The organism is Microbulbifer maximicatervae (SeqCode), from assembly GCF_052468295.1.
The window spans coordinates 1,600,365-1,624,709 of the sequence record NZ_CP174340.1 but is presented as its reverse complement, the minus strand read 5'-3'; the positions used below and the strand labels follow the sequence as shown (position 1 = coordinate 1,624,709).

At 44.9% G+C, this 24,345-nt stretch carries 25 protein-coding genes; 16 read left to right on the top strand and 9 right to left on the bottom strand.

Annotated elements, in window-relative coordinates; translation table 11 throughout:
- The first annotated feature begins 91 nt into the window (after window positions 1-91).
- The 4 genes from dbpA to ACJJIQ_RS07445 all read left to right on the top strand — a co-directional run bounded on the left by dbpA (window position 92) and on the right by ACJJIQ_RS07445 (window position 3,150).
- Window positions 92-1,480: an ATP-dependent RNA helicase DbpA gene (gene dbpA, locus ACJJIQ_RS07460; protein WP_445364184.1), complete on the top strand. Its 1,389-nt coding sequence runs from the start codon at window positions 92-94 to the stop codon at window positions 1,478-1,480.
- Window positions 1,481-1,808: 328 nt separating this feature from the next.
- Window positions 1,809-2,192: an SMI1/KNR4 family protein gene (locus ACJJIQ_RS07455; RefSeq protein WP_445364183.1), complete on the top strand. Its 384-nt coding sequence runs from the start codon at window positions 1,809-1,811 to the stop codon at window positions 2,190-2,192.
- 203 nt (window positions 2,193-2,395) lie between these two features.
- Window positions 2,396-2,779 (top strand): hypothetical protein, encoded by a 384-nt coding sequence (locus tag ACJJIQ_RS07450; protein WP_444897419.1) that lies wholly within the window; start codon window positions 2,396-2,398, stop codon window positions 2,777-2,779.
- A 26-nt stretch (window positions 2,780-2,805) separates the two neighbouring features.
- The gene (locus ACJJIQ_RS07445) at window positions 2,806-3,150 is read left to right on the top strand and encodes a hypothetical protein (protein ID WP_444897420.1); all 345 of its coding nucleotides are present in this window, start codon (window positions 2,806-2,808) and stop codon (window positions 3,148-3,150) included.
- A gap of 253 nt (window positions 3,151-3,403) precedes the next feature.
- On the opposite strand, the gene ACJJIQ_RS07440 is transcribed toward ACJJIQ_RS07445, so the two are convergent.
- Window positions 3,404-3,568 (bottom strand): group II intron maturase-specific domain-containing protein, encoded by a 165-nt coding sequence (locus tag ACJJIQ_RS07440; RefSeq protein WP_444897421.1) that lies wholly within the window; start codon window positions 3,566-3,568, stop codon window positions 3,404-3,406.
- Between the two features lie 374 nt (window positions 3,569-3,942).
- On the opposite strand from ACJJIQ_RS07440, the gene ACJJIQ_RS07435 reads away from it, so the two are divergent.
- From ACJJIQ_RS07435 to ACJJIQ_RS07425, 3 genes are all read left to right on the top strand, one after another.
- Window positions 3,943-4,401: a nuclear transport factor 2 family protein gene (locus ACJJIQ_RS07435; RefSeq protein ID WP_444897422.1), complete on the top strand. Its 459-nt coding sequence runs from the start codon at window positions 3,943-3,945 to the stop codon at window positions 4,399-4,401.
- 298 nt (window positions 4,402-4,699) lie between these two features.
- Window positions 4,700-5,584, top strand: a complete 885-nt coding sequence (locus ACJJIQ_RS07430; RefSeq protein ID WP_445364182.1) for a homocysteine S-methyltransferase family protein — start codon at window positions 4,700-4,702, stop codon at window positions 5,582-5,584.
- Between the two features lie 234 nt (window positions 5,585-5,818).
- Window positions 5,819-6,031 (top strand): hypothetical protein, encoded by a 213-nt coding sequence (locus ACJJIQ_RS07425; RefSeq protein ID WP_445364181.1) that lies wholly within the window; start codon window positions 5,819-5,821, stop codon window positions 6,029-6,031.
- Here the strand turns inward: ACJJIQ_RS07425 and ACJJIQ_RS07420 are convergent.
- Window positions 6,024-7,388 (bottom strand): IS4 family transposase, encoded by a 1,365-nt coding sequence (locus ACJJIQ_RS07420; protein ID WP_445364180.1) that lies wholly within the window; start codon window positions 7,386-7,388, stop codon window positions 6,024-6,026. The two genes, ACJJIQ_RS07425 and ACJJIQ_RS07420, sit on opposite strands and share 8 nt — an antisense overlap.
- A gap of 309 nt (window positions 7,389-7,697) precedes the next feature.
- Here ACJJIQ_RS07420 and ACJJIQ_RS07415 point away from each other — a divergent pair, with 309 nt between their 5' ends.
- The 3 genes from ACJJIQ_RS07415 to ACJJIQ_RS07405 all read left to right on the top strand — a co-directional run bounded on the left by ACJJIQ_RS07415 (window position 7,698) and on the right by ACJJIQ_RS07405 (window position 9,406).
- Window positions 7,698-7,979 (top strand): hypothetical protein, encoded by a 282-nt coding sequence (locus ACJJIQ_RS07415; protein WP_445364179.1) that lies wholly within the window; start codon window positions 7,698-7,700, stop codon window positions 7,977-7,979.
- A gap of 121 nt (window positions 7,980-8,100) precedes the next feature.
- Window positions 8,101-8,397 carry a hypothetical protein gene (locus tag ACJJIQ_RS07410; RefSeq protein WP_445364178.1) on the top strand — a complete coding sequence of 99 codons (297 nt, stop codon included), beginning with the start codon at window positions 8,101-8,103 and terminating at the stop codon, window positions 8,395-8,397.
- 439 nt (window positions 8,398-8,836) lie between these two features.
- Entirely contained in the window at window positions 8,837-9,406 is a 570-nt protein-coding gene (locus ACJJIQ_RS07405) for a DJ-1 family glyoxalase III (protein WP_445364177.1), read from the top strand.
- 313 nt (window positions 9,407-9,719) lie between these two features.
- On the opposite strand, the gene ACJJIQ_RS07400 is transcribed toward ACJJIQ_RS07405, so the two are convergent.
- Window positions 9,720-10,718: a GlxA family transcriptional regulator gene (locus ACJJIQ_RS07400; protein ID WP_445364176.1), complete on the bottom strand. Its 999-nt coding sequence runs from the start codon at window positions 10,716-10,718 to the stop codon at window positions 9,720-9,722.
- 108 nt (window positions 10,719-10,826) lie between these two features.
- Here ACJJIQ_RS07400 and ACJJIQ_RS07395 point away from each other — a divergent pair, with 108 nt between their 5' ends.
- Both ACJJIQ_RS07395 and ACJJIQ_RS07390 read left to right on the top strand, forming a co-directional pair.
- On the top strand, window positions 10,827-11,129 hold the full coding sequence (locus ACJJIQ_RS07395) for a putative quinol monooxygenase (RefSeq protein WP_444908198.1): 303 nt from the start codon (window positions 10,827-10,829) through the stop codon (window positions 11,127-11,129).
- A 28-nt stretch (window positions 11,130-11,157) separates the two neighbouring features.
- Window positions 11,158-11,958: an alpha/beta hydrolase gene (locus tag ACJJIQ_RS07390; protein ID WP_444941659.1), complete on the top strand. Its 801-nt coding sequence runs from the start codon at window positions 11,158-11,160 to the stop codon at window positions 11,956-11,958.
- 43 nt (window positions 11,959-12,001) lie between these two features.
- Here the strand turns inward: ACJJIQ_RS07390 and ACJJIQ_RS07385 are convergent, their stop codons facing one another.
- Entirely contained in the window at window positions 12,002-12,871 is an 870-nt protein-coding gene (locus ACJJIQ_RS07385) for a LysR substrate-binding domain-containing protein (protein WP_445364175.1), read from the bottom strand.
- 140 nt (window positions 12,872-13,011) lie between these two features.
- Here ACJJIQ_RS07385 and ACJJIQ_RS07380 point away from each other — a divergent pair, with 140 nt between their 5' ends.
- Together ACJJIQ_RS07380 and fghA are read left to right on the top strand one after the other, a co-directional pair.
- A complete protein-coding gene (locus ACJJIQ_RS07380) occupies window positions 13,012-14,142 on the top strand; it encodes an S-(hydroxymethyl)glutathione dehydrogenase/class III alcohol dehydrogenase (RefSeq protein ID WP_445364174.1) in 1,131 nt (376 codons plus the stop codon).
- A gap of 56 nt (window positions 14,143-14,198) precedes the next feature.
- Window positions 14,199-15,035, top strand: coding sequence for an S-formylglutathione hydrolase (gene fghA / locus ACJJIQ_RS07375; protein WP_445364173.1), 837 nt, complete (start codon window positions 14,199-14,201; stop codon window positions 15,033-15,035).
- A gap of 100 nt (window positions 15,036-15,135) precedes the next feature.
- Here fghA and ACJJIQ_RS07370 read toward each other — a convergent pair whose 3' ends face one another.
- The 5 genes from ACJJIQ_RS07370 to ACJJIQ_RS07350 form a co-directional block, all read right to left on the bottom strand.
- A complete protein-coding gene (locus ACJJIQ_RS07370) occupies window positions 15,136-16,935 on the bottom strand; it encodes a DUF3592 domain-containing protein (protein WP_445364172.1) in 1,800 nt (599 codons plus the stop codon).
- An 11-nt stretch (window positions 16,936-16,946) separates the two neighbouring features.
- On the bottom strand, window positions 16,947-18,824 hold the full coding sequence (locus tag ACJJIQ_RS07365) for a DUF3592 domain-containing protein (RefSeq protein ID WP_445364171.1): 1,878 nt from the start codon (window positions 18,822-18,824) through the stop codon (window positions 16,947-16,949).
- A gap of 263 nt (window positions 18,825-19,087) precedes the next feature.
- Window positions 19,088-20,518 (bottom strand): aldehyde dehydrogenase family protein, encoded by a 1,431-nt coding sequence (locus ACJJIQ_RS07360; RefSeq protein WP_445364170.1) that lies wholly within the window; start codon window positions 20,516-20,518, stop codon window positions 19,088-19,090.
- A gap of 253 nt (window positions 20,519-20,771) precedes the next feature.
- Entirely contained in the window at window positions 20,772-22,481 is a 1,710-nt protein-coding gene (locus tag ACJJIQ_RS07355; RefSeq protein WP_413662096.1) for an alkaline phosphatase D family protein, read from the bottom strand.
- Window positions 22,482-22,695: 214 nt separating this feature from the next.
- A complete protein-coding gene (locus ACJJIQ_RS07350) occupies window positions 22,696-23,262 on the bottom strand; it encodes a DUF1993 domain-containing protein (RefSeq protein WP_444908189.1) in 567 nt (188 codons plus the stop codon).
- Between the two features lie 148 nt (window positions 23,263-23,410).
- Between ACJJIQ_RS07350 and ACJJIQ_RS07345 the strand changes: the two genes are divergently transcribed.
- Both ACJJIQ_RS07345 and ACJJIQ_RS07340 read left to right on the top strand, forming a co-directional pair.
- On the top strand, window positions 23,411-23,872 hold the full coding sequence (locus tag ACJJIQ_RS07345; protein WP_444908188.1) for an allophanate hydrolase-related protein: 462 nt from the start codon (window positions 23,411-23,413) through the stop codon (window positions 23,870-23,872).
- A 34-nt stretch (window positions 23,873-23,906) separates the two neighbouring features.
- Window positions 23,907-24,299: an allophanate hydrolase-related protein gene (locus ACJJIQ_RS07340; protein WP_445354118.1), complete on the top strand. Its 393-nt coding sequence runs from the start codon at window positions 23,907-23,909 to the stop codon at window positions 24,297-24,299.
- Window positions 24,300-24,345 lie beyond the last annotated feature (46 nt).

The window sequence follows — 24,345 nt, the reverse complement described above, 5'->3', positions numbered from 1 at the left end:
CGGCGATAACACAGGCTAAGTAGGTGACGATCACTTTCCCTACTGCTTGTGTAATACGTGTATTTGACATTTAACGACTCCAGGATTCACCTTGACTGCACCATTTTCCGATCTCCTCCTAAACCCCGCCCTGCTGAAAAACCTGGCGTCACTCAACTATAAATCCATGACCGAGGTTCAGGCCAAAACGCTTCCGATCATTCTTGACGGCAAGGACGTTATCGCCCAGGCAAAAACCGGTTCCGGTAAAACTGCCGCTTTCGGTTTGGGGGTGCTGCATCGGCTCAATGTCAGCCGCTTTCGGATTCAATCGCTGATTCTGTGCCCAACACGGGAATTGGCAGACCAGGTTGCGCAGGAACTGCGCCGATTGGCACGGGCAATTCACAACATTAAGATTCTGACTCTCTGCGGCGGAATGCCTTTCGGCCCTCAAATCGGCTCCCTGGCCCATGGTGCCCATATCATCGTTGGTACTCCAGGACGTATCGAAGAACACCTGCGTAAAGGAACACTCTCCTTAGAGCATGTCGATACGCTGGTCTTTGACGAAGCCGACCGAATGCTCGATATGGGATTCCAGGACGTTATCGATACTATTCTGGCGCAGATGCCAACTGGGCGGCAGTCGTTACTATTCAGCGCTACCTATCCCGATGAAATTGAAAAGCTCAGCGCCCGAGTGATGCAAAAACCGGTGATGGTTAAAATTGACTCTGCGCATAGTGACGAGGTGATCGAACAACGCTTTTACAGAACTGAGAGTTTCGAGGATCGCCTGGAGATGACACGGCGTGTTCTGCTCAATGACAAACCAGTCAATACCCTGGTTTTCTGCAACACCAAACGCGAAACCGATGAGGTGGCCGATGACCTGAAACAGGCTGGCTTCAATGTCCTCGCCCTGCATGGTGATATGGAGCAGCGCCAGCGCAATGAAACCCTGGTTCGATTTGCCAATGGCAGCGCTTCAATTCTGGTGGCCACCGATGTAGCGGCACGCGGTCTTGATATCGACAAGCTGGATGCGGTTATCAACTTTCATATCGCCAAAGACCCGGAAGTGCACACCCACCGCATCGGACGGACCGGCCGTGCCGGTGAACGCGGTTGCGCTTACTCCTTTTTTGCCGAGAAGGAAGGCCACAAACTGGTTCGTATGGAACTAACCCAGGACCCACTATCCGATCCAGATACTCCGCCACCTGCCAGCATATTAAGTGAACCCCCTTTCCAGGCACCGATGGCTACCCTACAAATCGATGGCGGCAAGAAGCAAAAGGTCCGCCCCGGCGATATCCTGGGTGCCCTAACCGGCGGCGATCGTCCGATTAACGGTAAAGATGTTGGCAAGATTAACGTACTGGACATGACCGCCTATGTTGCGATTAAACGCAATGTAGCATCACAAGCACTGAAGAAATTAGAAAACGGCAAGTTGAAAGGACGTAAATTTCGGGTGCGGCGTATTCGAGGCTAAGTCGAGTGAATATCCCCTGGCGACGCCGGGGGATTGCCCTTTTGCGCTCGCTTCTGGTTCATGGTTATCCTGACTGTTATTTCAAAAGCTGACGAATAATATAATAATCAACTATGAATCAAAGAGTTACAGAGTGATATAAGAAATGGGGTAGTAGTCAAAGTGATCCTTTTTGCAGTTTGCACGGCCGTGACAACTAAATTTAACCCAATGACTTTATAACAATATTTTCGTTATAGCGAAGAAATTGATTCTGAAATTGTAATCAGGATCATAGTGATCCGTATGATTACTATATAAATGCTATACGTGAGCAACACACAAATACATGAAAAATACAATTAATACAATTAATAATGCCTTTGACATTAAGTTACCATCATTCTATACCGATGCTCTTATAAATTACCCATTCCCACAATCTGGTGATCCAGACCGTATTGAGGGAGAACTTGTAAAAGACTTAGACTGGCTTATAAAAACTAATCGGAAGCTTCGTGAAGATGGTTTTTGTTATCAAGATCATTGGCCAAATCACTTTTTTGCAATAGGCTTCGATGGCTTCGGAAATTATTATTTTATCAATTTAAGCCAAGAAGATACCTCTATATATATTGCAGACCATGAAGAAGATTTTAATCACAAAGAAATTTCAAATATGGAGCTGGCTTCAAACATTGAAGAATATATCAATGACTGTCTTGAAGAGTAGAAAATTTTAACCGAAAACATTTAACAAAGTCATTAAGTACGTTCTGACCAAGAAACAGCCTCCACCGGAATGCCTATGCGTTGCTCCGGCATCCGTTTATGGCGGCGTTGTGATCCAAATGGAGTGAAGCTATAAATATTTTTGCACGGACAATTGCGGTATTTTCTGCGCTACTTTTTTGTTTGCTATCGTGGATCGGCCCTATGGCTGAAACTTGTACTATGGGGGATACAGGTGGTTACGTTGGGAGTGTCATTCTAGCTGTTCCTTTTGCATTACTTGCTTCCTTCATTATTTTTAAGGCCAAGCCAGCAAACATATACTTTGAAATCATCTCAGCCAACTTAATAGTAATACCGTGTTTATTTATAGGATATATATGGTCTTTGCTTTTGGTAAACACTACTATTAGCGGCAACCATTTATGCGGCCCTGATTACAACAGCTATCTTAATGAGTACGGCACAAATTATTGGTATATTCCGTTAATACAACTAATTGCCTGCGCTCAATTGATATTTTTTTCAATTAGGTCAGTGCATAACAAATCAATCAAGAAGGACACCGTAAACCGCACCTCTTCTTGAGAAGTTATATGTGATATGAGGCTACGATGAAAAAAATTACCATTATATTATTTCTTTTACTGAGTACGCTTTTAGCCGGTGGTTGTGCGTCTCAAGTCAATAAAGCTATGCAATCGTGGGTTGGGCATCACAAGGCTGATCTAATTGCAAGCTGGGGGCCGCCAAATCAAGTGGCCGATGATGGTCGCGGAGGGGAAATTCTGATTTATAACAGCTACGTAAATTTGGGGCAAACTCCTGGAAGAGTCCAGACGGATTACTGGGGAAATACTACATATACCGTACCACAGCAAAATGGCTATCAACGAACCCGTATGTTTTATGTTAATCCAGAAGGCTACATATACAATTGGCGTTGGCAAGGGCTATAGCATATTAATCGGGCAGCCAGTAGTTTCTAGCTACCGGCCCCACACCACCCACCATGCGGTACTGCAATGGGCGCTCTCTACCAGTAATGAATATCTACCCAGCGATCACGTAACGAAATTAAACCTATCTTTTCGAAAACTCATTGTTGAGAGTGATATGAACATTCTCAGTTTTTGCACTTCACCAGTAACTTGTGACGGACGAAGCACAAGTTACTGCCAGCGATTCACTTACACTCATGTGCAGTAAGTTTCAGACTTTCACTCTAACCCTGCGCCAGTTCTTCCAATAGCTCATTATTAATCTCCGCCCTATCAAATAGTCGAGATCAATACATTTTTGATTACCTTGGGCTATACTAAAACAATTGATCCAACCACAAAGAAACACGGTAAGCTCTTTCAGTATCTTTTCCATCGAAATACCACACAGGATCAGCCAGTAATCTGATGAGAATGGTATTTAAATTGGAGCAGAGACTTATCATTTCAGGCAAGCTTTGCCCCTAAAAATAAAAACCCTTTAGTTGCAGCAAGCACCATGTTACACATGAGCGCAACTACCCAAAGATCCCTCTTAAAACTGGTATCACCGTTTCATTTGAGCATCCTCGCTTTAAGTTAACGAGCCCTGTAAGCCAGCGCTACAATGTGGAGATCCAATCAGATAGTTATTTGGTGGGGAAAGTATGATATTTTTCCCTCTGAATTTAGCGGGCGGCGGCAGGGCTTGAAAAGCTACGCGGCACTTCGGCTGCTCTTGCTAGCAACGTTAGTTTTTAAGAGGGAACCATGAAAACACTAAGAAAAATTGCATTGGTTTTGTCACTGTTCTCTGGACCTGCTGTAGCAGGATCAGATCCAGCATTTGAACCAGTTATTGCACTCTTTTCAGCTATCTCTAAGTTTGATCATTCTGCTATGAAGAGGTCTGTAACAGACAAATTTGAGCTTCTTGAGAATGGAGAAGTTTGGGGCATTGATGAACTTATCGCCGCTGTCCCCCCTGCTGAATACAAGAGGGAGAACTACTACAGCCTTATCTCTACTGATGTGAGAGAAGATATTGCCCTTATAAATTACTGGAATAAAGCTGTTTTTTCCTCTGAAGAGGGTACGCGAGACGTTGTATGGCTGGAAAGTGTTGTGGTGGTCAAGGAAGATGGTAAATGGGTTCTACAGCAGATGCATTCTACACACGTTGAACCCAAGAGGGTTCCGGCGTCGATTGCATATCTAGAGATGCGCTGAAAAACATAATGAATGAGGGGCAACGCCTACATTTCTACTTCGCTTTTGGATTGCTCACCGGCTTCGCAAGTTAACATAAAACTAGTGCGTTAGTACGGCGTGCCTTATCCAGTGGTTCAGGCTGTAGAAAACTAATGTGTGTTTTGTACACTTTATGGCTCAATGGGTATACTTTGTCAGTAGCTGGGTTTTAACCCTAGTCTTTCTTGCATGGCAATTTTAATGGCGGCAGTATAAGGTTTAAACTTATAACTGGGTGCTCAACTTCAGCGCCCGACCGCTTACATCGGAGAGCACCTTGCAAGGAATTCTTTCAGAAAAATTGATTCTTACTGAAGCGGCCATACTCGAAAGAGTCAGGCGTAACAAAGATATAAGCCTTTGTAGCCATGTCGACCATGCTAAATTAATCTATAGCAAAACTGGTGCTGAAAGCCTTAAACGAATCTACAGTGAATACATAAACCTTGCAATTGATGCAAAACTCCCTCTTTTGCTTGCAACTCCCACATGGAGGGCCAGCTCAGAGAGAGTTTCTTTAGCCAAGGCGCCTACGTCTATCAATGAAGACGCTGTTAACTTTCTCTCGAATATCTTGCCAAAAGAAGGAAATGTATATGTAGGAGGCCTAGTCGGATGTAAAAATGACTGCTACAAACCACAACAAGGCCTAACTTACAAAGAATCTCTTTCTTATCATCGTTGGCAAATTGATAAGCTCGGAGCCTCTAATGCTGACTACCTCATGGGAGTAACCCTACCAGCTGTACCAGAGGCACTTGGCATTGCATCTCTAATGTCAAAGTACTCTAAGCTATATTTTATTAGCTTTGTCATTGGCTCAGATGGTCGCCTTTTAGATGGCCATACCATTCAAGAAGCAATTTCACATATTGATTATCAGGTTTCACCTAAACCTTCTGGATACTTTATTAATTGTTCTCATCCTTCTTTTCTAAACGCTTCAAGTCAATTACCTGGCAGACTAATCGGCATACAAGCCAATGCTTCATCACTAACGCACAATGAACTAGAAAACAGCATAACAACGCACTCCGACAGCATATCGGAATGGGGTAATCTTATGCTTCACCTAAATCAGAATAGCGGGTTCAATATATTGGGCGGCTGCTGCGGCACTGATACAAGGCACCTGGAATACATCATAAATAATCACAACTAACATATTTAACCTGGCCATCTCCGCCTACGGCTAAACTGGGCAGCCAAGCTCTTGGTTTGGCTGCTATTAAAGGCATTAACTAGACCAACGAAATTATAAGTAGGGGAAAAGGAATAACACTGAGACTCGCACTAGTGTAGGATTAAGTGCTGCGGACTTCGCCCCTTAGCTGAGCGTTAAGAACTACTAGTCATGAATATAGATTATTGCTGGAGGGTAGACAAAGAGCTACCAATGCTAAACGAAGAGGAGTGGTCACAGCTCGATCCACTACTTACGGATACCATTAAGAAAATTAAGGCTTATCGTGGTAAACACGGTTGTGATATTCCAACAGCTAGAACCAACTGCAGCGCGGAAGCAGTGGTGAAGTTCGAGGAATTAACGGGGTATCAGAACATGGATTCTGACGTTATGCCTTACCTGTGTTTTATACACATTATTTAAGTCCATTTAAAACCTCTGCTGCTTCAACATAATGGAGCAACTTTGCATATCCTTGCCAAACAGTTTTAACCCCTGGCTCGCCATCGCCTTTACGCCCTAGAAATCCTCCTAGACCTGCCAGCATACGCGTTATATCTCTTATGCTCGGAGGTATATTCGGCGGGGAACTTTTATCTTGCATCATCCATACCATGCGCCATTCTTTTTCAGAGTAAGCACTCGTACATGGTTCATCAGGAAGACTTTTTGCTTGTGTAGTTATCGAATGTAGTCGCCATCCAATAATCATATAGATCGCAATACAGTTCAACATTCGCTGCTCTGTTCTAAAACGATTACTTTCTATCTGGCATCCGCCTTTTACCACCCGAAAATAGGTTTCAATTTCCCACCGGCTTCGATACCACTCAATGACGACTCTCGCCTGCTTATAGTCTTCAACTGGAAGATCAGTTAACAGCATCCACTCAATGCCTTTTTCACCCTCTGGTGGGTTTAATTCTTTAGCCAATACAGCATAGAGAGAAAGTGGTCGTTTAGATTTTCCTTTTCCAAGTAGCCGTATCTCGGTAGTGGATACGCTGACTTTGGCTTTTCTTCCAGGTTCCCCATTCCGTTTGGGAATATCTACCGTGTATAGACCAATAGATTTCTGCTCGTTCATATGATCCCAAAGTAAAACCGTTTCTTCTCCATCGAGCTCTAAAGTGCGATTGGCCTTAGCTCGAACGATATAGCTCGCCCGCCGCTGTTCACTTTGCTCTTCAGCCAGCTGAAACCACTCATGAATATCACCCTCTCTATCAGCAATACTCACAATTGTGCTTTCAGGGCAGTGCTCTTGTATCTGACAAGCCGTTTCGTAATGGTCTAGCCAGCGTCGACTCTCCTTATCCTTTATCGACTTGGTATAGCGGGAATTAGAACTTGATTCCTTATCTCTCTGCCACATACTACCTTCAACAACACCCAAATTAACTCTGGATGGTGTTATCGCGATGGAGGTGTGCAAGAGTTGTTGGTTGGTCTCTTTACGCCTAAGTGTTCCCATCTCTTTACTTTCTAGGTCAGTGGCAAAATTTAGAAAGGTAGTATCTTGTGGGATAAGAACAACAGGCTGCGCTTTGATTCTCTCAAGAGTTGCCGATTTATGACCGTTCATAATAGAGTCAAAGTTGACTTTATCATTTTCTATAAAGCGATAAGCTGCAAACGTTTCTGCCCAAGTTTTGTTTGCACAAGGAATGCTATTGTTTGGGTCTGAACTTAAATTACTGAGAATATTAGACAAGCGCTTATTCAAGCGTGTATCACCCATAACCTGATTTCTTACTTCGTCCATGACCCAGTCCTGCATAATAATCCAGCCAAATCTGTAGTTCTTACCAGGCTAAACTGTAACTTATTGATTTACATAATAAAACTTAAAAAACTTGTGTATAAAACTTAGTGCCTTACTTAAGGCGTAGTAACTATGGCCCAAAGTGTAATAAGTGTGGCAAATTGTTCCGCACACCAAAAGCTAAATTGTGTGTAGCATGCGGTCAAACATTGGAGCAAAATGTTTAACAAATTAATCAATATCGCCCTTATAGGGCTAGACCTCTACACTACGTGCAGCTGCCCATTATTGAAGGACTATGTGTAGCCTACAAGGGAAGTATCTATGGAAGACTTTATTGGAATCATATTTATTTTGCTGTTTGTCGAAGTTATATACTGGGGAATATCGTATAGTACTGGTTACTTGTTGACACCTATAGTGTCATTTGGCAAGTGGAGAGCTGATAAAATTATAAAGGACAAGGGAACCGGCAAGAAAAGAAAGCACCAGACAGGCTTTACACTTATCGAGAGGTCAGGCCAAGTATACCTAGGCGCTATGGCTGTTTGTATTCTAGGCATGTGTTTTTGGCTAATAGTAATACTTGTTATGTGCCTCATATAACAAAGCGAATAACCAAGTGTTTAATTCACTCACTATCGCTTATCAGCGATACACTGAAATATGTGCACCCGTTAATACGTCGTTATAAGTAAAAATTAGTAAAGTTAAGAATCCACAAGAAATGAAAAATCTTAGCTATGAAAAAGATAGGAGAAACTCCTATGGTGAGAATGACAAGAGCAGCCGTAAAAATATCCGTAAGAGGGAAAAACAAAGCTCCCAATTATTTCGTAGAACTGCTTCCAATCTCGCACGGCTAACAAATCACGAGATAGACGAAACGTTCTCTCAGGAAATAGAGTCAGAAATTAAAGTCAACGAAAAAATCAGCAGGCTCAAGAGCTTTAAAAAAGAACCTGACCAGTCTCTGAAAGAGCATTTAAAGTATCAGCAGGGTCGACGCAAAATACATGAATGATAAAGTTCATAACCAGTCAATCAAATTCGCTTCAATCCTATGGACCTCCTCTCTTTTACCGAGAGGAAGCCCACAACCTGCTTCGTATAAATCTGACCCCAAGACCCACTATCTAACCCAAATACTCCGCTAGTAGCAAGCATATTGAGCGAACCTCCTTTCCTGGCGCCGATGGCTACCACACAAATCGATCGCGTCAACGAGTAAAAGGCCTGTCCCGGCGATATCCTGATTGCATAACCGGTGGCGATCAAGTGAAATGTAGCATCACGAGCACTTAATAAAGTTGGAAGGACGTAAATTTCGAGCGGGATGCACCCTAAGGTAGGCCTTTCAGGTGAATGATCTTAGCCCGTTAGAGGCTCTACCAACTCAAAGATGTAGGATTAGCCTAAAAAGCCTATAAATAGGTTAACCCCATCGTTTTGGAGCTGCGACCGTGCCTAAAATACTGATTCCCGTCGCCGATGGTAATGAGGATATCGAAACCATTGCCATCTACGATATTTTGAGCCGCACGGATGCAGAGCTTGCCTTAGCATCAATTATGCCAAGTAGGCGTATAACTACCCTACGTAACCTTGTTATTGAAGCCCCCTGCTCCATAGAGGATTGTTTAGACTCTACGTGGGATCTAATAGCCCTGCCAGGCGGTAAGGAAGGTGCCGAGCAAATGCATAACTCGGCTCCCCTAATAAAGCTCATCCGAGAACAACTTGAGTCGGGCCGCTGGCTAGGGGCAATTTGCACTTCTCCCGTAATCGTTCTTGGTCGGCAAGGGTTAATTACCAATTTCAAGGCCACTTGCTACAAGACTTTTCGCGGTGAACTTAGTCAATATGTAAAGGAAACCAGTGATCAGAGAGTGGTTGTCGACCGGAATTTGGTCACCAGCCAATCACCCGGGACCGCTATCGAGTTCGCTTTTGAACTCGTCACCTGCTTATTTGGGAAAGAACTATCGCAGGAGATTGCACAGACGGTGAATGTCTATCTACCGCCAAATTAACTTAGGGAGCCTCTGAATAACTCCGTGATACCTCTGGCTTGCAGAGCGGTTCACAATCAAGGCGCGGCTTCGCAGGAATGTCTAGACCTTTCAAGAAGTCGCAACGCGGAGTGTGAATTGCTCTGCAAGCCCCGAAGGGCGGGCCTTGAAGGCCACAGCTGCTGCGTTGCAGCTCTTGCAAAGGACTGAGCCATTCGCGGCGAGCTGCGTAACATCTGCAGCCTTCAAGACCCGCAGAGGCATTACAGAGTTATTCAGAGGCTCCTTAGCTTTTTCCAGGAACCTGGGGCGCTGACTTCTATCACCAAGAAAATCAGCTTTTCTGATATTTCTGCCTAAATTGACTTGGACTCATACCCACATGCAACTTAAATACACGTCGGAATACTGCATCATCGGAATAGCCTAATTCTTGCGCCACACCGGCTACTTTATTGACTGGGTTTAGTAAAAGGCTGCGAGCGTACTCCATACGGACGCTATCGATAAATTGTTTGGGTGCTTGCGCTGTTAACTGTTTTAGCCGCCGGTGTAATGTTCGCTCGGATATCGACAGTTCTTTTGCAAGCAACTGGCTGCCTAACTGTTGACCAAAATATTGACGAACCACATTTTCAGCATCCACCAGAAACTGATCTTTTGATACCTGGTAGCCTTTTGGTACATGCAAAGTTTGCGAACGCGGGTGGGAGTCCACAACGGCGAGATCAGCAACTTTGGTAGCGACTTCATCGCCAGCTATCATCTTGATCACTTGTAGAGTCACATCTACCCAAGATAAAGGGCCACCCGCTGTCACTATATTTTCATCTACTAATAGTCCACTGGCCCATAGAGGGCAGGCATTGCTAAAGCGGGATTTCAACTCATTGTGTAACCACCAGGTGGTTGTGCATTGTCGTCCATTTAGCAAACCCGCTTCACCCAGCGCCAAAACGCCACTACAAGAACCCGCGATAATCGCCCCGCGCCTATATTGAGTTCGCAACCATTCGCAAGTCGGCTGGTCCAGTAACTTTTCAGGAGGCACACCAAACTGGTTGGGCATAAATCCGGGGACTATCACGGCATCGCAACTGGATATTTGTGATACCCCATGGCTTACAGCAAAGTGGCTGCCCTGCCCGTCTATAATGTCGGCCCCATCAGAACTGACGACTAGGATTTCGGGGGACCAGGACTGTTGATAGGCTGGGTCCAGGGAGTGCTGGCTTTCAGATAAGCGGAGGCCACCCAGGGCAAACATATCTTGAACGCCAGCCAGAGCCGACGGCAAAACTCCCGGCATAGATAAGATGACTATCTGGGCCATAAATCCTCAAAGTGGCGAATTTTGTCTGATCATTGTCTTTTTGGACACTGATAGTCAAGCCTGAGCTTCCCCTAGGATACTCATCACCAAACAACGTGAGAGAAAACAATGACTGAAGCTAAGCTGGCCATCGTGGCACTGATCGACGCCAAAGCGGATAAGGCTGATGAGGTAAAGGCGCTGCTCACCTCAGCCCAACCGCTCGCTGTGGAAGAGCAAGGAACCCTGAGCTGGTATGCCGTACAAATCAACGCTACGCGATTTGCTATTTTCGACACGTTTAGCGATGAAGACGGCTTAACTGCACATCTTAACGGTAAGATCGCTGCAGCATTGCTTGGCAAAGCGGATGAACTGCTCGCATCAGAACCACAAATTATGACTGCGGATATCCTCGCATCTAAAGTCTAAGGAAGCCTTGAAAAACCGGGAGCTGGCTTTGGATACCCCTATCGTCTTTATCCACGGAACCAATGCCGGCCCCTGGACAATGGAGAACTTCCACCAGCATTTTGAAGAGGAAGGATTCTATTGTCACAGCCCAAGCTACCGCTACCATGAAGATCTAAAGTCAGAACAAAATCAGCAACACCTTAAAGGACTGAGTATTGCCGACTACGTTGATGACATCCGGGCATTTGTACAATCTTTAAATCAAAAACCTGTTGTAGTCGGCCACTCCCTGGGCGGTGTTATTGCACAAAAATTGGCAACTATGGATTTGGCACGGGCAATCGTATTGCTTAACGGAAGCGTGAACTGGGGAATACTGCCCACCACAGAAGAAGAGCGTGCGCTGGGCAAGCTGTTTATGGCTGCGGGTGAATTTTGGAATGATGTCCTGTTACCGGATTTCGCGACAATGGCGAAATTCGGGTTGAATAAACTTAATCCAGACGACCAGCACAAGGTCTTCGATCGATTAGGTCCTGAATCTGGGCAAGTCCTATTTGAATTGTTCTTCTGGATTTTTGACAGCAATAAAACAACCAGAATTGACTATCAAAAAATCAATTGCCCCACTTTAATAGTTTCGGGAACCGATGACCTGGCAATTCCCCCTTCCACAGCACAGTTAATCGCGGAGCGGCAAGGTAAAAATACCACCTTCTACCGGGCAGAAGGTTATGGTCACTATTTAATGCTGGAGCCAAAATGGAAGCGGATTGCGGAATTCTGCAGCACGTGGGTAAGCCAACAATTTCAAAAAACCACCTCCACTAGCAATAAATCACTGTGAACCCTTTACTACACCAAACCCTTAATCTGCCTCCTCCCTTTTCTCAAGTGAGATACTCGGCTAGATAATCAATCAGCAGCCTGACTTTCGGCGCGATATATCGATTGCCGGGGTAAACTGCGTATACCCCTTCATCCCTATCTTCGAGATCACTTAAGAGGGTGATTAATTTTCCTTCAGCGATATATTGCTCGACGTAGTAATCGGGCAACTGCACAACCCCCAGGCCTTTAAGCGCAGCATCTAAAAGCGCCCCGCCGTTGTTGTAACGAAGGCTACCTTTGACCCTAAGGTTTTTTTCTCCTTCCCTGGTATTGAATCGCCAGTAATCCAGTGTGCCCAGCAGGCAGTTGTGCCTGTTCAATTCCGACAACGAGTGTGGGGTCCCGTGCTCTTCAAGATAATCCGGTGAGGCGCACAGATGAATTCGCCGGTCCACCAACTTTCTTGCCATCAAAGTTGAGTCCTGCAACTTACCCAGGCGTATGGCGATATCGTAACCCTCATCTATCAGGTCAACCTGGCGATTGGTGAAATAGGCATTGACCTCAATCTTGGGGTTTTGAATCACAAAATCATTGATCAGTGGTGCAACCTTCTTTTCAGCATAAGTGACCGGTGCCGTCAGTTTGATCTTGCCCTGTGGGTGGCTCTGTAATTGAGCTACTGCTCGTTCCGCCGCCTCCAGCCCATCGAGCACCCCCCGGCAATGCTGGTAAAAAAGCGTACCTTCTTGTGTCAGTGACACCTTGCGCGTGGTTCGATATAGCAGTTTGACATTCAAACGGCCTTCCAAAGCACTGACCTGGCGGCTGACTTTAGCGGTGGAAATAGCCAGCCGCTGCGCTGCGAGGGTAAAGCTCTCGCTTTCAGCAACATAAACGAACTCCGTGATGCCTTCCCAGTCTTTCATTATTGCAAATATGTAAAAGTAAGTTTCAAAAACACCCAATTATAATCAATTCTGCAATCAATATAATGGCTCCCCAGTCGTCACAGCGGGGCCAACCAACTCCAGGCCCTGAATGACATGGTTTAACAGCGAGTAATCTTATGTCTGAACAATTTATCAAGTCGAAGGCCGCCATCGCTTGGGGGCCTGGCCAACCGTTATCGGTCGAAGAAGTGGATGTCATGCTGCCAAAGGCTGGTGAAGTATTGATCAAGGTCATTGCATCGGGAGTGTGTCACACCGACGCTTTCACCTTGTCTGGCGACGACCCGGAAGGCAAATTCCCCTGTATTTTGGGCCATGAAGGTGGCGGTATTGTCGTGCATGTCGGTGAAGGGGTTACCAGTGTCAAAGAGGGTGATCATGTTATCCCCCTGTACACACCAGAATGTGGTGAGTGTAAATTTTGCAAATCCGGCAAAACGAACCTCTGCCAAAAGATCCGTGAAACTCAGGGCCAAGGCCTGATGCCTGACGGCACCACACGCTTCTATAAAGATGGCAAGCCCATCTATCACTATATGGGCTGCTCGACATTTTCGGAGTACACCGTATTGCCAGAGATTTCGCTGGCAAAAGTAAATCCGGCTGCTCCGTTAGAGGAAGTCTGCCTGCTGGGTTGTGGTGTCACTACTGGTATGGGCGCTGTGATGAACACCGCCAAGGTTCAAGAAGGCGATACCGTTGCGATCTTTGGCCTTGGGGGTATCGGCCTTTCGGCGATTATCGGCGCTACTATGGCAAAAGCTTCACGAATCATTGCCATCGATATCAATGAAAGCAAGTTTGAATTAGCCCGCAAACTGGGGGCGACGGACTGCATCAACCCCAACAACTACGATAAGCCAATTCAAGAAGTCATTGTCGAACTCACCGAGGGCGGTGTTGATTATTCCTTTGAATGCATTGGCAACGTCAATGTGATGCGCTCCGCTCTGGAGTGCTGCCACAAGGGCTGGGGTGAATCGGTCATTATCGGTGTAGCTGGTGCCGGCCAGGAGATCTCCACCCGTCCGTTCCAGCTGGTAACAGGCCGAGTCTGGCGCGGGTCCGCATTCGGCGGCGTTAAAGGACGCTCCGAATTACCAGACTACGTAGAGCGCTACCTGAATGGCGAATTCCAGCTCAACGACTTTATCACCCACACCATGAGCCTGGATGACATCAATAAATCTTTCGATCTGTTACATAAAGGCGAAAGTATCCGCACCGTCATTCACTTCGATCAATAACCAGCAATAATCAATTGGGCCATCTCTTGGAGGTGGTCCAATTAGGGCTATCCATCATGTCTATTGAAAATATCAGTGCCAACCGGAGTTTTGGCGGCTGGCACAAGCAATACCTTCACGACTCACAGTCACTTAACTGCAAAATGCGTTTTGCTATTTATTTGCCACCGCAAGCTTCACAAATACACAAGGTTCCGGTGCTCTACTGGCTGTCAGGTCTGACCTGTACCGATGAGAACTTTATGCAAAAGGCAGGAGCCCAGCGGATTGCCTCCGAACTGGGGATAGCCATCGTTGCTCCCGACACCAGTCCCCGTGGAGAATCTGTTGCCGATGATGAAGCCTCTGATCTGGGGCAAGGTGCTGGATTTTATATTAACGCCACCCAAGCGCCCTGGAGTCGCCACTACCACATGTATGATTATGTGGTGGAAGAACTGCCGGCACTTATCGAGAGCACCTTCCCTGTGACAACACAGCGGGCCATTGCAGGACATTCAATGGGGGGCCATGGCGCACTGATGATCGCCCTACGCAATCCGGCAAGTTATGTTTCCGCATCAGCCTTCAGCCCCATTAGCAACCCCACTCAGTGTCCATGGGGGCAAAAAGCCTTTGAAACCTATTTGGGCAAAGATCGGGATAGTTGGCGCGGCTACGATAGCAGCGAACTGCTCAAAAATGCCGTCAAGCCTGTGCCGATGTTGGTGGATCAAGGGGAAGCCGATAGCTTTCTTGTTGAACAGCTGAAACCCGAGATGCTCGAAGCGGCTGCCAAAGCAAGTAACTACCCGCTCCAACTTCGCCGCCATTCCGGTTATGACCACAGCTATTACTTTATCGCCAGCTTTATTGAGGAACATCTTCGGTTTCATGGAAAATACCTAAACTAAATCTTCTTAATTACATTTATAAGATCGGCATTCAAAATACTGCCTCTCCAAATTGCATGGAGAGGCATATAGCAAGCGGGATACCCGCAGAGAGATGAGTTCAGGCCTCAAGTTTTCTTTTATGCTCAAGAGAGTGGAGCTCAAGTTCACTGATTGACTTTAGATCAGTTAAATCTTCAATTCGTTTAAGCAGCAGATTAGCCACCTGCTCTCCCAGCAAGTCTGAGATTATTTTCACTTTATTCCCGTTGTCAACAACAAGGTAAAAATCAAAGTACTCCTTTTTCCTGTCGTCCATACCTTTATAACCGGTATATTTTTTCATATAGACGCCAACTATCTTTGACTTCTCGAATACCTTTTGTTCATGCTTCGCCCACATCCAGGAGAAAAGGCAAGTAATCTTACTTTCTCCTATATAAGTTTGATAGAATCTGACCGTCCTTTTTAATGCAGAATTAATAGGAAGTAACCCAACTATCGCAAAGATAGCAGCGAAAATAAATGGTACGCGGGTAAATACTAATGCCAATCCAACAGCAGACACGATCAGCCCGCCAACGAACTGAATTACGGTGGGTACCGTGGTGAGAATTTTCTGCCGGATCTGGTAACCGGTATCTAACCTTTCGATCGATACAAGTTTTTTCAGATCTTCAGAGTAGTCCAACTTCTCTCGCCCAAGTGGGACTTTAACCAATACCTCAGAACTAAACACATCAGCCTCTTGAACCTCATAGCCCTCACTGAAAATTGGAACTTCGTAGGTTCGATTAAACCAAGCTCCTGACATGCCGCCCTTGACCTTAAGCCGCCACCAATCTCCAATATACCCCTCAATTATTGACTGGGGTAAATCATCTGCGATTTGAATTGCAAAATAGACTCTTGAACAATTATCGACCAACTCTAGATGACCTATCCCCCCAGCTTCCCAGTTGACAGAATTCTGAAGATTAGTGTTTTCATCCAAACCACTCTTAAATGTGTTTACTTGTTGAAGTGAAAACTGAAAGTTGTGCTTGTTAGCATCAATTTCGTCCGGAAACTGCAAGTATCCAGAAAGAGTACGTCCCAGGATTCCAGGAAATGGAACTAGCACCAAAGGCACTCTCCCATATCGAAGCTGCTGTATATTACCCTTAAGAGGGCGATAAAGCGCAATCAATAGAGATATTGAAAAAAACAACGCCATTATTATTTCAAGATCGTATACCCCTCTAGTTAGCTTATCAACGGCAACATATATGCAAGTAATAACCGGAGCGGTCAGGAGCATGATCAATAGCCACATAAACCATTGACTTCTATGCTCTATCGATAAAATCCCGCTCTTCCTCCATTCTTCTTTAAATAGGAAATCACTTGATTCCAGGTCGATATCGGCATCTCTTTTTCGCGTTACTGAAGCAACCATAACCATGAGTGCGAAAATCATTACGGGCAAGCAAAAGAAGATCAAGGGTAGTACTTGCATCCATCTCAAGTTTCGATCAATCACGGCCTCAGATGGATTTTTGGGGTTATACCACCCCTCAACTAGAAGACCTCTCTCTTTGGCATTATTCAATCTATGGTAAATATGTTTCTGGTATTGCCCAAGGCTCTCAAAACGATCATTGATACCCACTCGATTGTTCCAGTAAGCCTTATCATCTACTATAAATTCATATGCTGAGAAAGTTCGATAACTTACTGAACCTCCATCTCCCCAACTCTCTGCCAATTCAACTTCGAGTATCTCTGCTGACATTGACTTCCAACTATGCATCTTAAGCAAATCTCGGACAGGACCAACAACTTCATAGAGAAATGCCGCAAAAGCAAAGCTAAAGAATATCCCTGCGATGCTAAATAAGTAAGGGTTGAAAGAAAAATAGAACCTACTAAACTTACTCATATTACCGCCGGCTATCCTTTCTCTACTGAATCAAGCCTACGAGGGCTCTTTTTAGCTTGGCGCGCTCGCCGCCCAATTATTAGGCTCACTCTTTTTCGTAATTGTTCAACTACTCCAAAACCAGGAATAAAATCTGCGATCAAAATATCCCGTCCACACTCACTTTTGGCAAATAGGTTGTAGTATTTTCGAGCCTGACCTCCTACATAAATTGTGTACCCAGTACTTTTAGCCGCTAACTCATTAACTGAGTTACGCCGTACCTGCTCAACATCTCGGAGAATGCCAAAGCGAATATTTTTTCGAATCAAATAGTCTCGCGTGATGTGTACCTCCCTCATCGAAAATATTGTCGGAATCGCCAAAGCAAAGATCAAGAATGCAACCCCAAATGCAAAAAGATAAAACTCAGCTTTTATAATGGAAATCACACTGGCAATGATTACAATAAGGAGAGACGCCCCCATCATCCACAAACAAAAATCATAAAGAATTGGCCTTTGCCTTATTATTGTTGTAGCTCCACATATTTCCATTTCAACTCTCCTTGACAGTTCTCCAGAAAAATTCTTAACTGGCTCACCCACAGGCACGGTAATTAGCGTTTTGCCAGCATTACTTGCATGACCTTTCTTAGGAGGCGGACTTAGCAGGCGATTAACTCTATCTCTTCCGAAATTTCTGTCTTGCTCTTTTTCAGTAGTTTTAGCTTTCGTTGAAAGGCTTCCTTTAAACACTGGGAGCTCATACCGTCTTTCAAAGTGATCCCCAGGTATCTCTCCACTAACATTTAAGAACCAATATTCCCCATCTCCACAGTAGACATCTGTATTGGATTCAGGCAAGTCATCAGGAGCATTGAAACTAAAATATATGCGAGTTCCTAATTTAGTAACCTTCAGCTTGCCGAAAGTAACTGCTTCCCAGTTTACAAACTCCCTTTTATTATTGCTATTAGCCGTACGCTTTGTAACAATTTTGGATTGCTTTAGCAATATACGTATAGATTTATCTCTTATTGCTAGCAGTGGAGGAAATTGAATATATCCAGATACTTTTCCACCTATCTGGCCAGGGAAAGGTGTAATAGTAACGAAGACATCTCCAATCGACTTGAATCTAAGCCAACTACTAACTGACTTGAACATCACATAGAAACCAACCATCCCAATTACTATAAAGAACAGGCCACTATAAGCTCTATTTAGTATAAGCATCATCCCCACATAGACAAAAATCACACCCAATAAAGCTGCTAGCGTGCCTCCCAAAAGCTGCCCTCTTATATCTTTTTTGGTTTCTGACTGTATCCCTTCAGGTTTCCACTTACTTTTTGCTAACCATGGTGTTCTTCTGACCACATCGGGGCTCTTTTCCTGCTCTCGAAAAATATAGGCCAGATAAACGACAAACCCTATAAAAATAAACACAAAACATACCAATCCAGGAATAATTATCTCCGACCACCGTATGTTTTTGTCTAGCACTGAATCATATGGATCTCTTGGGTTATACCAGCCGCTAAATATGCTCCCCTGCTTTATATGTTTCTGGAGCAATCTATACATAGTTGTATGATAGCTAGCAAGCTCGGTATCGTTTGGCTTTGAGTGTATATCGACCCGATTATTCCAATAGGTCTTTCCATTTATAGAGTACTCATAGCTAGCTACAACCTGTTTCTGTGTACCATCTTCACTCTCGTAAATTTCCATATCAACGTCAAGCAGTTGAGCATCCATTGGATACCAATTTAACATTCTGACATTATCAAATATTGGCGAAAGCACCCAAGGATATAGAAAACTGATAAATACAACTTGATAAAAAGTGAAAAACAGTAGGGATCTTGGTGTTATCTTAGCTTTCTTCTTAAGCTGATCTTCCATGAATAAAAACCTTGTACAACTTTAATTATTATCAGAACCAGTAGACTCCATCACCATGAAGACTTCTAAGAAACTTAGCAAATTGAGAAATAATAAACAGGGGGGCAAAAGAGGAAAGAAAACATATATAGCGTACCAATTACTGCGTTAAATTAAATTGATAGATCTACAATATCACAATCGGTATATACCAGAAATAAGATTTAGTTTTTCATTCCACTCTGCAATTAAATGACTCGATTAAAAAGGAAAGCTCTAAATCCCTACCCTGGAGTTCGCACCACCATCAGCCTCTCCTCGGTCATATCCGCAATAGCCCAACGTACCCCCTCCCGACCAAGACCCGAATCCTTAACACCACCATAGGGCATATTATCTACCCGCCAGCTGGGTACATCACCAATAACCACACCACCCACCTCCAAGGTATCCCAGGCTTGCTGGGATTTGTAAAGGTCACGAGTGAATATGCCAGCCTGCAGACCAAAGGCACTGTCATTCACCTTGTCTAAAACATCATCAAAGCTATCGAAAGGCTCCAGAATTGCAACTGGACCAAATGCCTCCTGCTGCACAATGGAGCAGTCATGGGGCACGTTTTCCAATAGCGTTGGATCAAGCATGGCGCCATCTCGTGTACCTCCACAAAGCAGGGTTCCCCCGGCTTGAACCCCCTCTTCCACCCAGGTATGCAAGCGGGTAGCCTCTCCCTCAGAAATCATTGGGCCAATAAATGTATCTTCTGATCGAGGATCGCCTTTCTTAAGCTTTTTGGTACGCTCAACCAGACGTCGCTTCAGGTCTTCATATAGACTGCAATGTCCATAGATCCTCTGGACGCCGATACAGCTTTGACCCGACTGATAGAAAGCACCGAAAATCAGCCTCTCTACAGCATCATCAAGATCTGTATCCCGATCGATAACGCAGGCTGCATTACCTCCCAACTCCAAAACCACTTTCTTTCGTCCCGCCCTGGCCTTTAGGTCCCAGCCGACCGCCGGTGAGCCGGTAAAGCTCAGCAGCTTAAATCGATCATCCACTGTAAACAGCTCTGCTCCCTCTCTATGGCAGGGTAATACAGAAAAAGCACCTTTCGGCAGCTGTGTTTCGGCCAGAACTTCAGCGATGATCAATGCCCCTATGGGCGTGCGGCTAGCGGGTTTTAGTACAAAGGGACATCCGGCAGCGATGGCAGGTGCCACCTTGTGAGCGGCAAGGTTCAAAGGGAAATTGAACGGCGATATAAATGAGCATGCGCCTACTGGCACTCGCCTGATATATCCGCGATAGCCCCGTGAGCGCTTGGATATCTCAAGATTGATAATCTCACCATTGATACGCACTGCCTCTTCCGCAGCCACATGAAATGTATCGATTAGACGCAGCACCTCGCCCCGCGAATCATGAATCGGCTTACCAGCTTCAATACACAGCGCTTCGGCCAGCTCTTCAAACCTTTCACGAAAACGTACAACACAATGCTGTAAAACTTCCTGGCGGTTGTAAGACGGCAAATTAGCCATCGGTTTTTCTGCCAAAAGCGCCCAGTCGATGGCACTGTCAATAACCTTGGCATCAGCCATTGCAACCCGGGTAGCTACTTTCCCTGAATACTTGTCAGTAACTTCCAGATCGGTGTTGGCATGCACTGCTTCATTGGCCAGGTAGTAAGGGTAAGATTCTTGCAGCAAGGTAATATCCTTTTACTTGATGTCTTGATCTATCAAGAGTGCCCCAACGCTAGATACAGCATTGTGCCCATCGTCGGGTATAGATGACCCGCAGGCATATATCAAATGCGTGTTCAATGGCTTATTAGTTTTGCTACCGGGGAAGGACTTTCTTACTCGTACAAGCTAGATATGATGCAGAAGGGATAGAAATAGAGGAATCTTGTGAAGTTGGGGGCAAGCGCCCCACAACTTCATATTTACTGGGAACCAGCTACTTTTCGGTTAACCACATGCCAACAGGCTCATAATTAAACTTCTTATATACCGCTTTTTCGGTATCCGGGTTATCACTCTTCTTATCGATGTTGTATACGGTCCAGTTTAATTCATTGACATTGAATTCGATCACTGCATATCCATAGATATTACTAACAAAATCTTTGATATGTGGGTTATTGACCTGAACCCCGCCATTTAGCAGTGATGTAAACACACTGCCAACATCAATACCTTTCTCAATCGTATCGTTCATATTGGGAGAAGATATGGAAGGGGTCATCAGCTCAACGCCAACCAGGTTGTCGTAGTCCCAGTTGCTAATTTTGCTGAAATCAACTTTCAGGTATGAAGCGATACTGGAGTGGAGGTCCCCTGTCAGCACTACAAAGTTATCGACATTGCTGTCCTTAACAGATGACAGGATCTTTTCCCGCTCCCACTGGTAACCATCCCAGGCATCATAATTGGCATACACAAGAGAGCGCCCCAAGATAGTACCAGCCAATTGTGCCAGCAAAGTCTGGTTCCCCCACACTTTCCAGCGGGCACTGGAGTTAACAACTCCATCAATCAGCCAATCCCGCTGAGTCTTACCCAGCATGGTTTGGGTATCTTCTTCATAATCTGTGCACCAGTAGTTTTCCCAAGCTGTACCATCCTTGCACGGCTCCTTGGTCCTATAGGTGCGGCTATCTGTCATATACAGATCAACCAAGTCACCGAACTGGAAAGAACGATAAATCTGTAAGTAGTCAAAAGCGTGGCTTGCGGATTCATCGACTTTTACCCGCGCTGGAACATATTCGATCCAGGCCTGCTGAGCATCGCGACGCAGCTGGCGCAGCTGGTCAGGGTTGTTATCGCCGGTCTGGTAGGGATGAGATGGCACACCCAGAGTATCCCGCTCGTAATCCCAGTAAGCATTGTCTGCAGTTTCATGATCATCCCAGGTGATGATAAATGAGTGCATTTCCATCGCTCGCTGCAGGTTCTTGTCCTTGCGATACTCTCTGTAAATATGACGATAGTCCTCAAGATCCATCGCAACAGAGCCGCCAGAAGGCAGGGAGAGTGAATGCACTATTGAGCTTTCAAAGCCCTCGTACTGGGCATATTCATAGATAAAGTCACCCAAATGCAGTACGCAATGTACATCTTCGTCCGCGATATGGTTGTAGGCGTTGTAATAACCGGTGGTGTAATCCTGACAGGTAACCACAGCCATCTTTAGATTTTCTAGGCTACCGGTAGGCAGTGTGTGACAACGCCCAACGCGGCTACTGACAGTCCCGTATTTGAAGCGGTAATAGTAACGTTGGTCAGAAGATAAGTAGCCTTCCAGGTCAATGTTAACGGTGTAATCACGGTCTGCCGTGATATCGCTAGCATTAATCTCAGCACTTAGAATTGGCTGGGTAAATTCTTCATCCAGCGCGACATCTACATACAGAGACTGACCCGCGATATAGGAGTCTGGGTTAATATGCGTCCAAAGGACCACTCCAGTTTGACTGGGATCTCCCGAGGCTACTGATAAATCAAAAACAATTCCGTCGTTATCAATTTGATCAGCAAATGTGGTGCCGCCCAGTACAAAACGTGCATAGGTTTCGCTATCAGTGTCCGCGAGAGAACGGACCGTAAAGGGAGTCAAAAGTGCAACACCCATGGCCTGGACAAAGGTTCGGCGGGAGATGGTCATATATAAACTTCCTGTTATCGTACGCATGAAGAATCGGAAAGGGAGCGGATTCTATAGAAGAACGTACCAACAAAGAAGTTTGACTTTTTATCTAGTAATCTCTTTTTCTCTCGAAATTAACACTTATGGAGTTAATACACAAAAGTCAGATGGAGAAAAGCAAAGTCCCCCTCCCCATCAGCTATGAACTTGAAAAACTTAGCGTTGTTAACCATTAGCAATCTGAAATCATCTCTGGCCTGAGATAAGCAAAAGCGTGCTGTACATAGTCGGCTTTACCTAAGGAAACACCTTGGGCTCTCAAGATTGCATAGGCCGTGTTGATATGGAAATAAAATTGAGGTAGCGCCCAGTCCCTGGCATATTGCTCATTAGTCATATCGAAAGTCATCCCATTCGGGAGCTTAATCGTCACAGGCTCATCCACTGCTACCATCACTGCTTCTGGCGTAACGCTTCTTAAAAATACCAGTGCCTCTCGAATTCGCTCTTGAGCTTCGGAAATGGACCCGGGGTTTTCATCAGCTCTCTGCCCTTCACGAGCCAATTGCTCCAGAAAATCTGGAAGCGCACACCGCTTCAATCGAAATATTGCCTCTTGCGCCTGTAAACAACTAAACCGCACTTGGGATGATAAAGGAAACATATCTGGGGCAAGCCTCGCTTTAAGGAGGGCTTCAGACTCATCTTCTGGAAATTCTGTTTTTGCCTTTTCCAACCAACTAGAAAGGGCTTCCAATAGTTGTATATATGTAGGTAATAACAAATCTGTCAGGTTCATAATATGTTTCCACTGGTTTTTATTGATAAACGACAAAATATATCTCTGGTAGCATTCTAAAATAATAAGGGAGGCACAAGCATAATTTAGTGTCTTCTTGCCTCCATATCTAAGCTAAATTCATAAGGCGCCAACTCGAGATAAATAAATGCTCAGGATACTCAGATATATTGCTGCTAGTTTAATGGTATTGGTGTCACTAGCGAATGCTGAATCTATTGACGTCGCAGTTAATGGCACGCTAATGCGTGGATTCGCCCTCGAAAAACATATGCTTAAAAACCATGCCACTTTTGTACGAGAGGCTAAAACGGCGTCGATCTATCGCATGTGGTCAATTGGAGACAAATACCCCGCAATGGAAAGAGTTCTCAACGGCGGCACATGGATTACACTGGAGATCTGGTCGATTCCGCAAGCCAACTTGGTCAATCTATTAGAGGAGGAGGCCAAAGGGTTAGTTTTAGGTAAAGTTGCTTTAGCGGATGGAACACAAGTATTAGGCATACTGGGTGAAAACTATATTGTCCAAAACCAGAAAGATATATCCAAGTGGCATGGCTGGCGAGCTTATGCGGAGAGTATGAGTAGTAATAAAACCGGTCAGTAGCACTAATATCAAATATTTGATTTAGACAGTCGAAATGAGTACACATACAGAAGTCGCAGTAAATGGACCATTGATGCGTGGCCTGGCGTTAGATAAAAACTTAATACAAAACAATGCAACATTTGTCAGGGAGGCTAAAACAGAAGCCATTTACCGGATGTGGGCAATCAAAGGCGAATATCCTTCGATGCAGAGAGTGCGTACTGGTGGAACATGGTTCAACATTGAAATTTGGTCCTTACCCAAGGCTAGTTTAATTGAAGTGCTTAATTTAGAGGCAACGGGACTAACTTTGGGTAAAGTAGTCTTAGAAAATGGCGGGCAAGTTTTAGGGATATTAGGAGAAAACTATTTGACTCAGCAACAAGAAGACATTTCCCAATTTCATGGATGGCGCAACTATATACAACAGAAATCTAAAAACTGACGTTGAAGCTGCTTTTATTTGGCCCTAAACAATATCATTAGGTAGA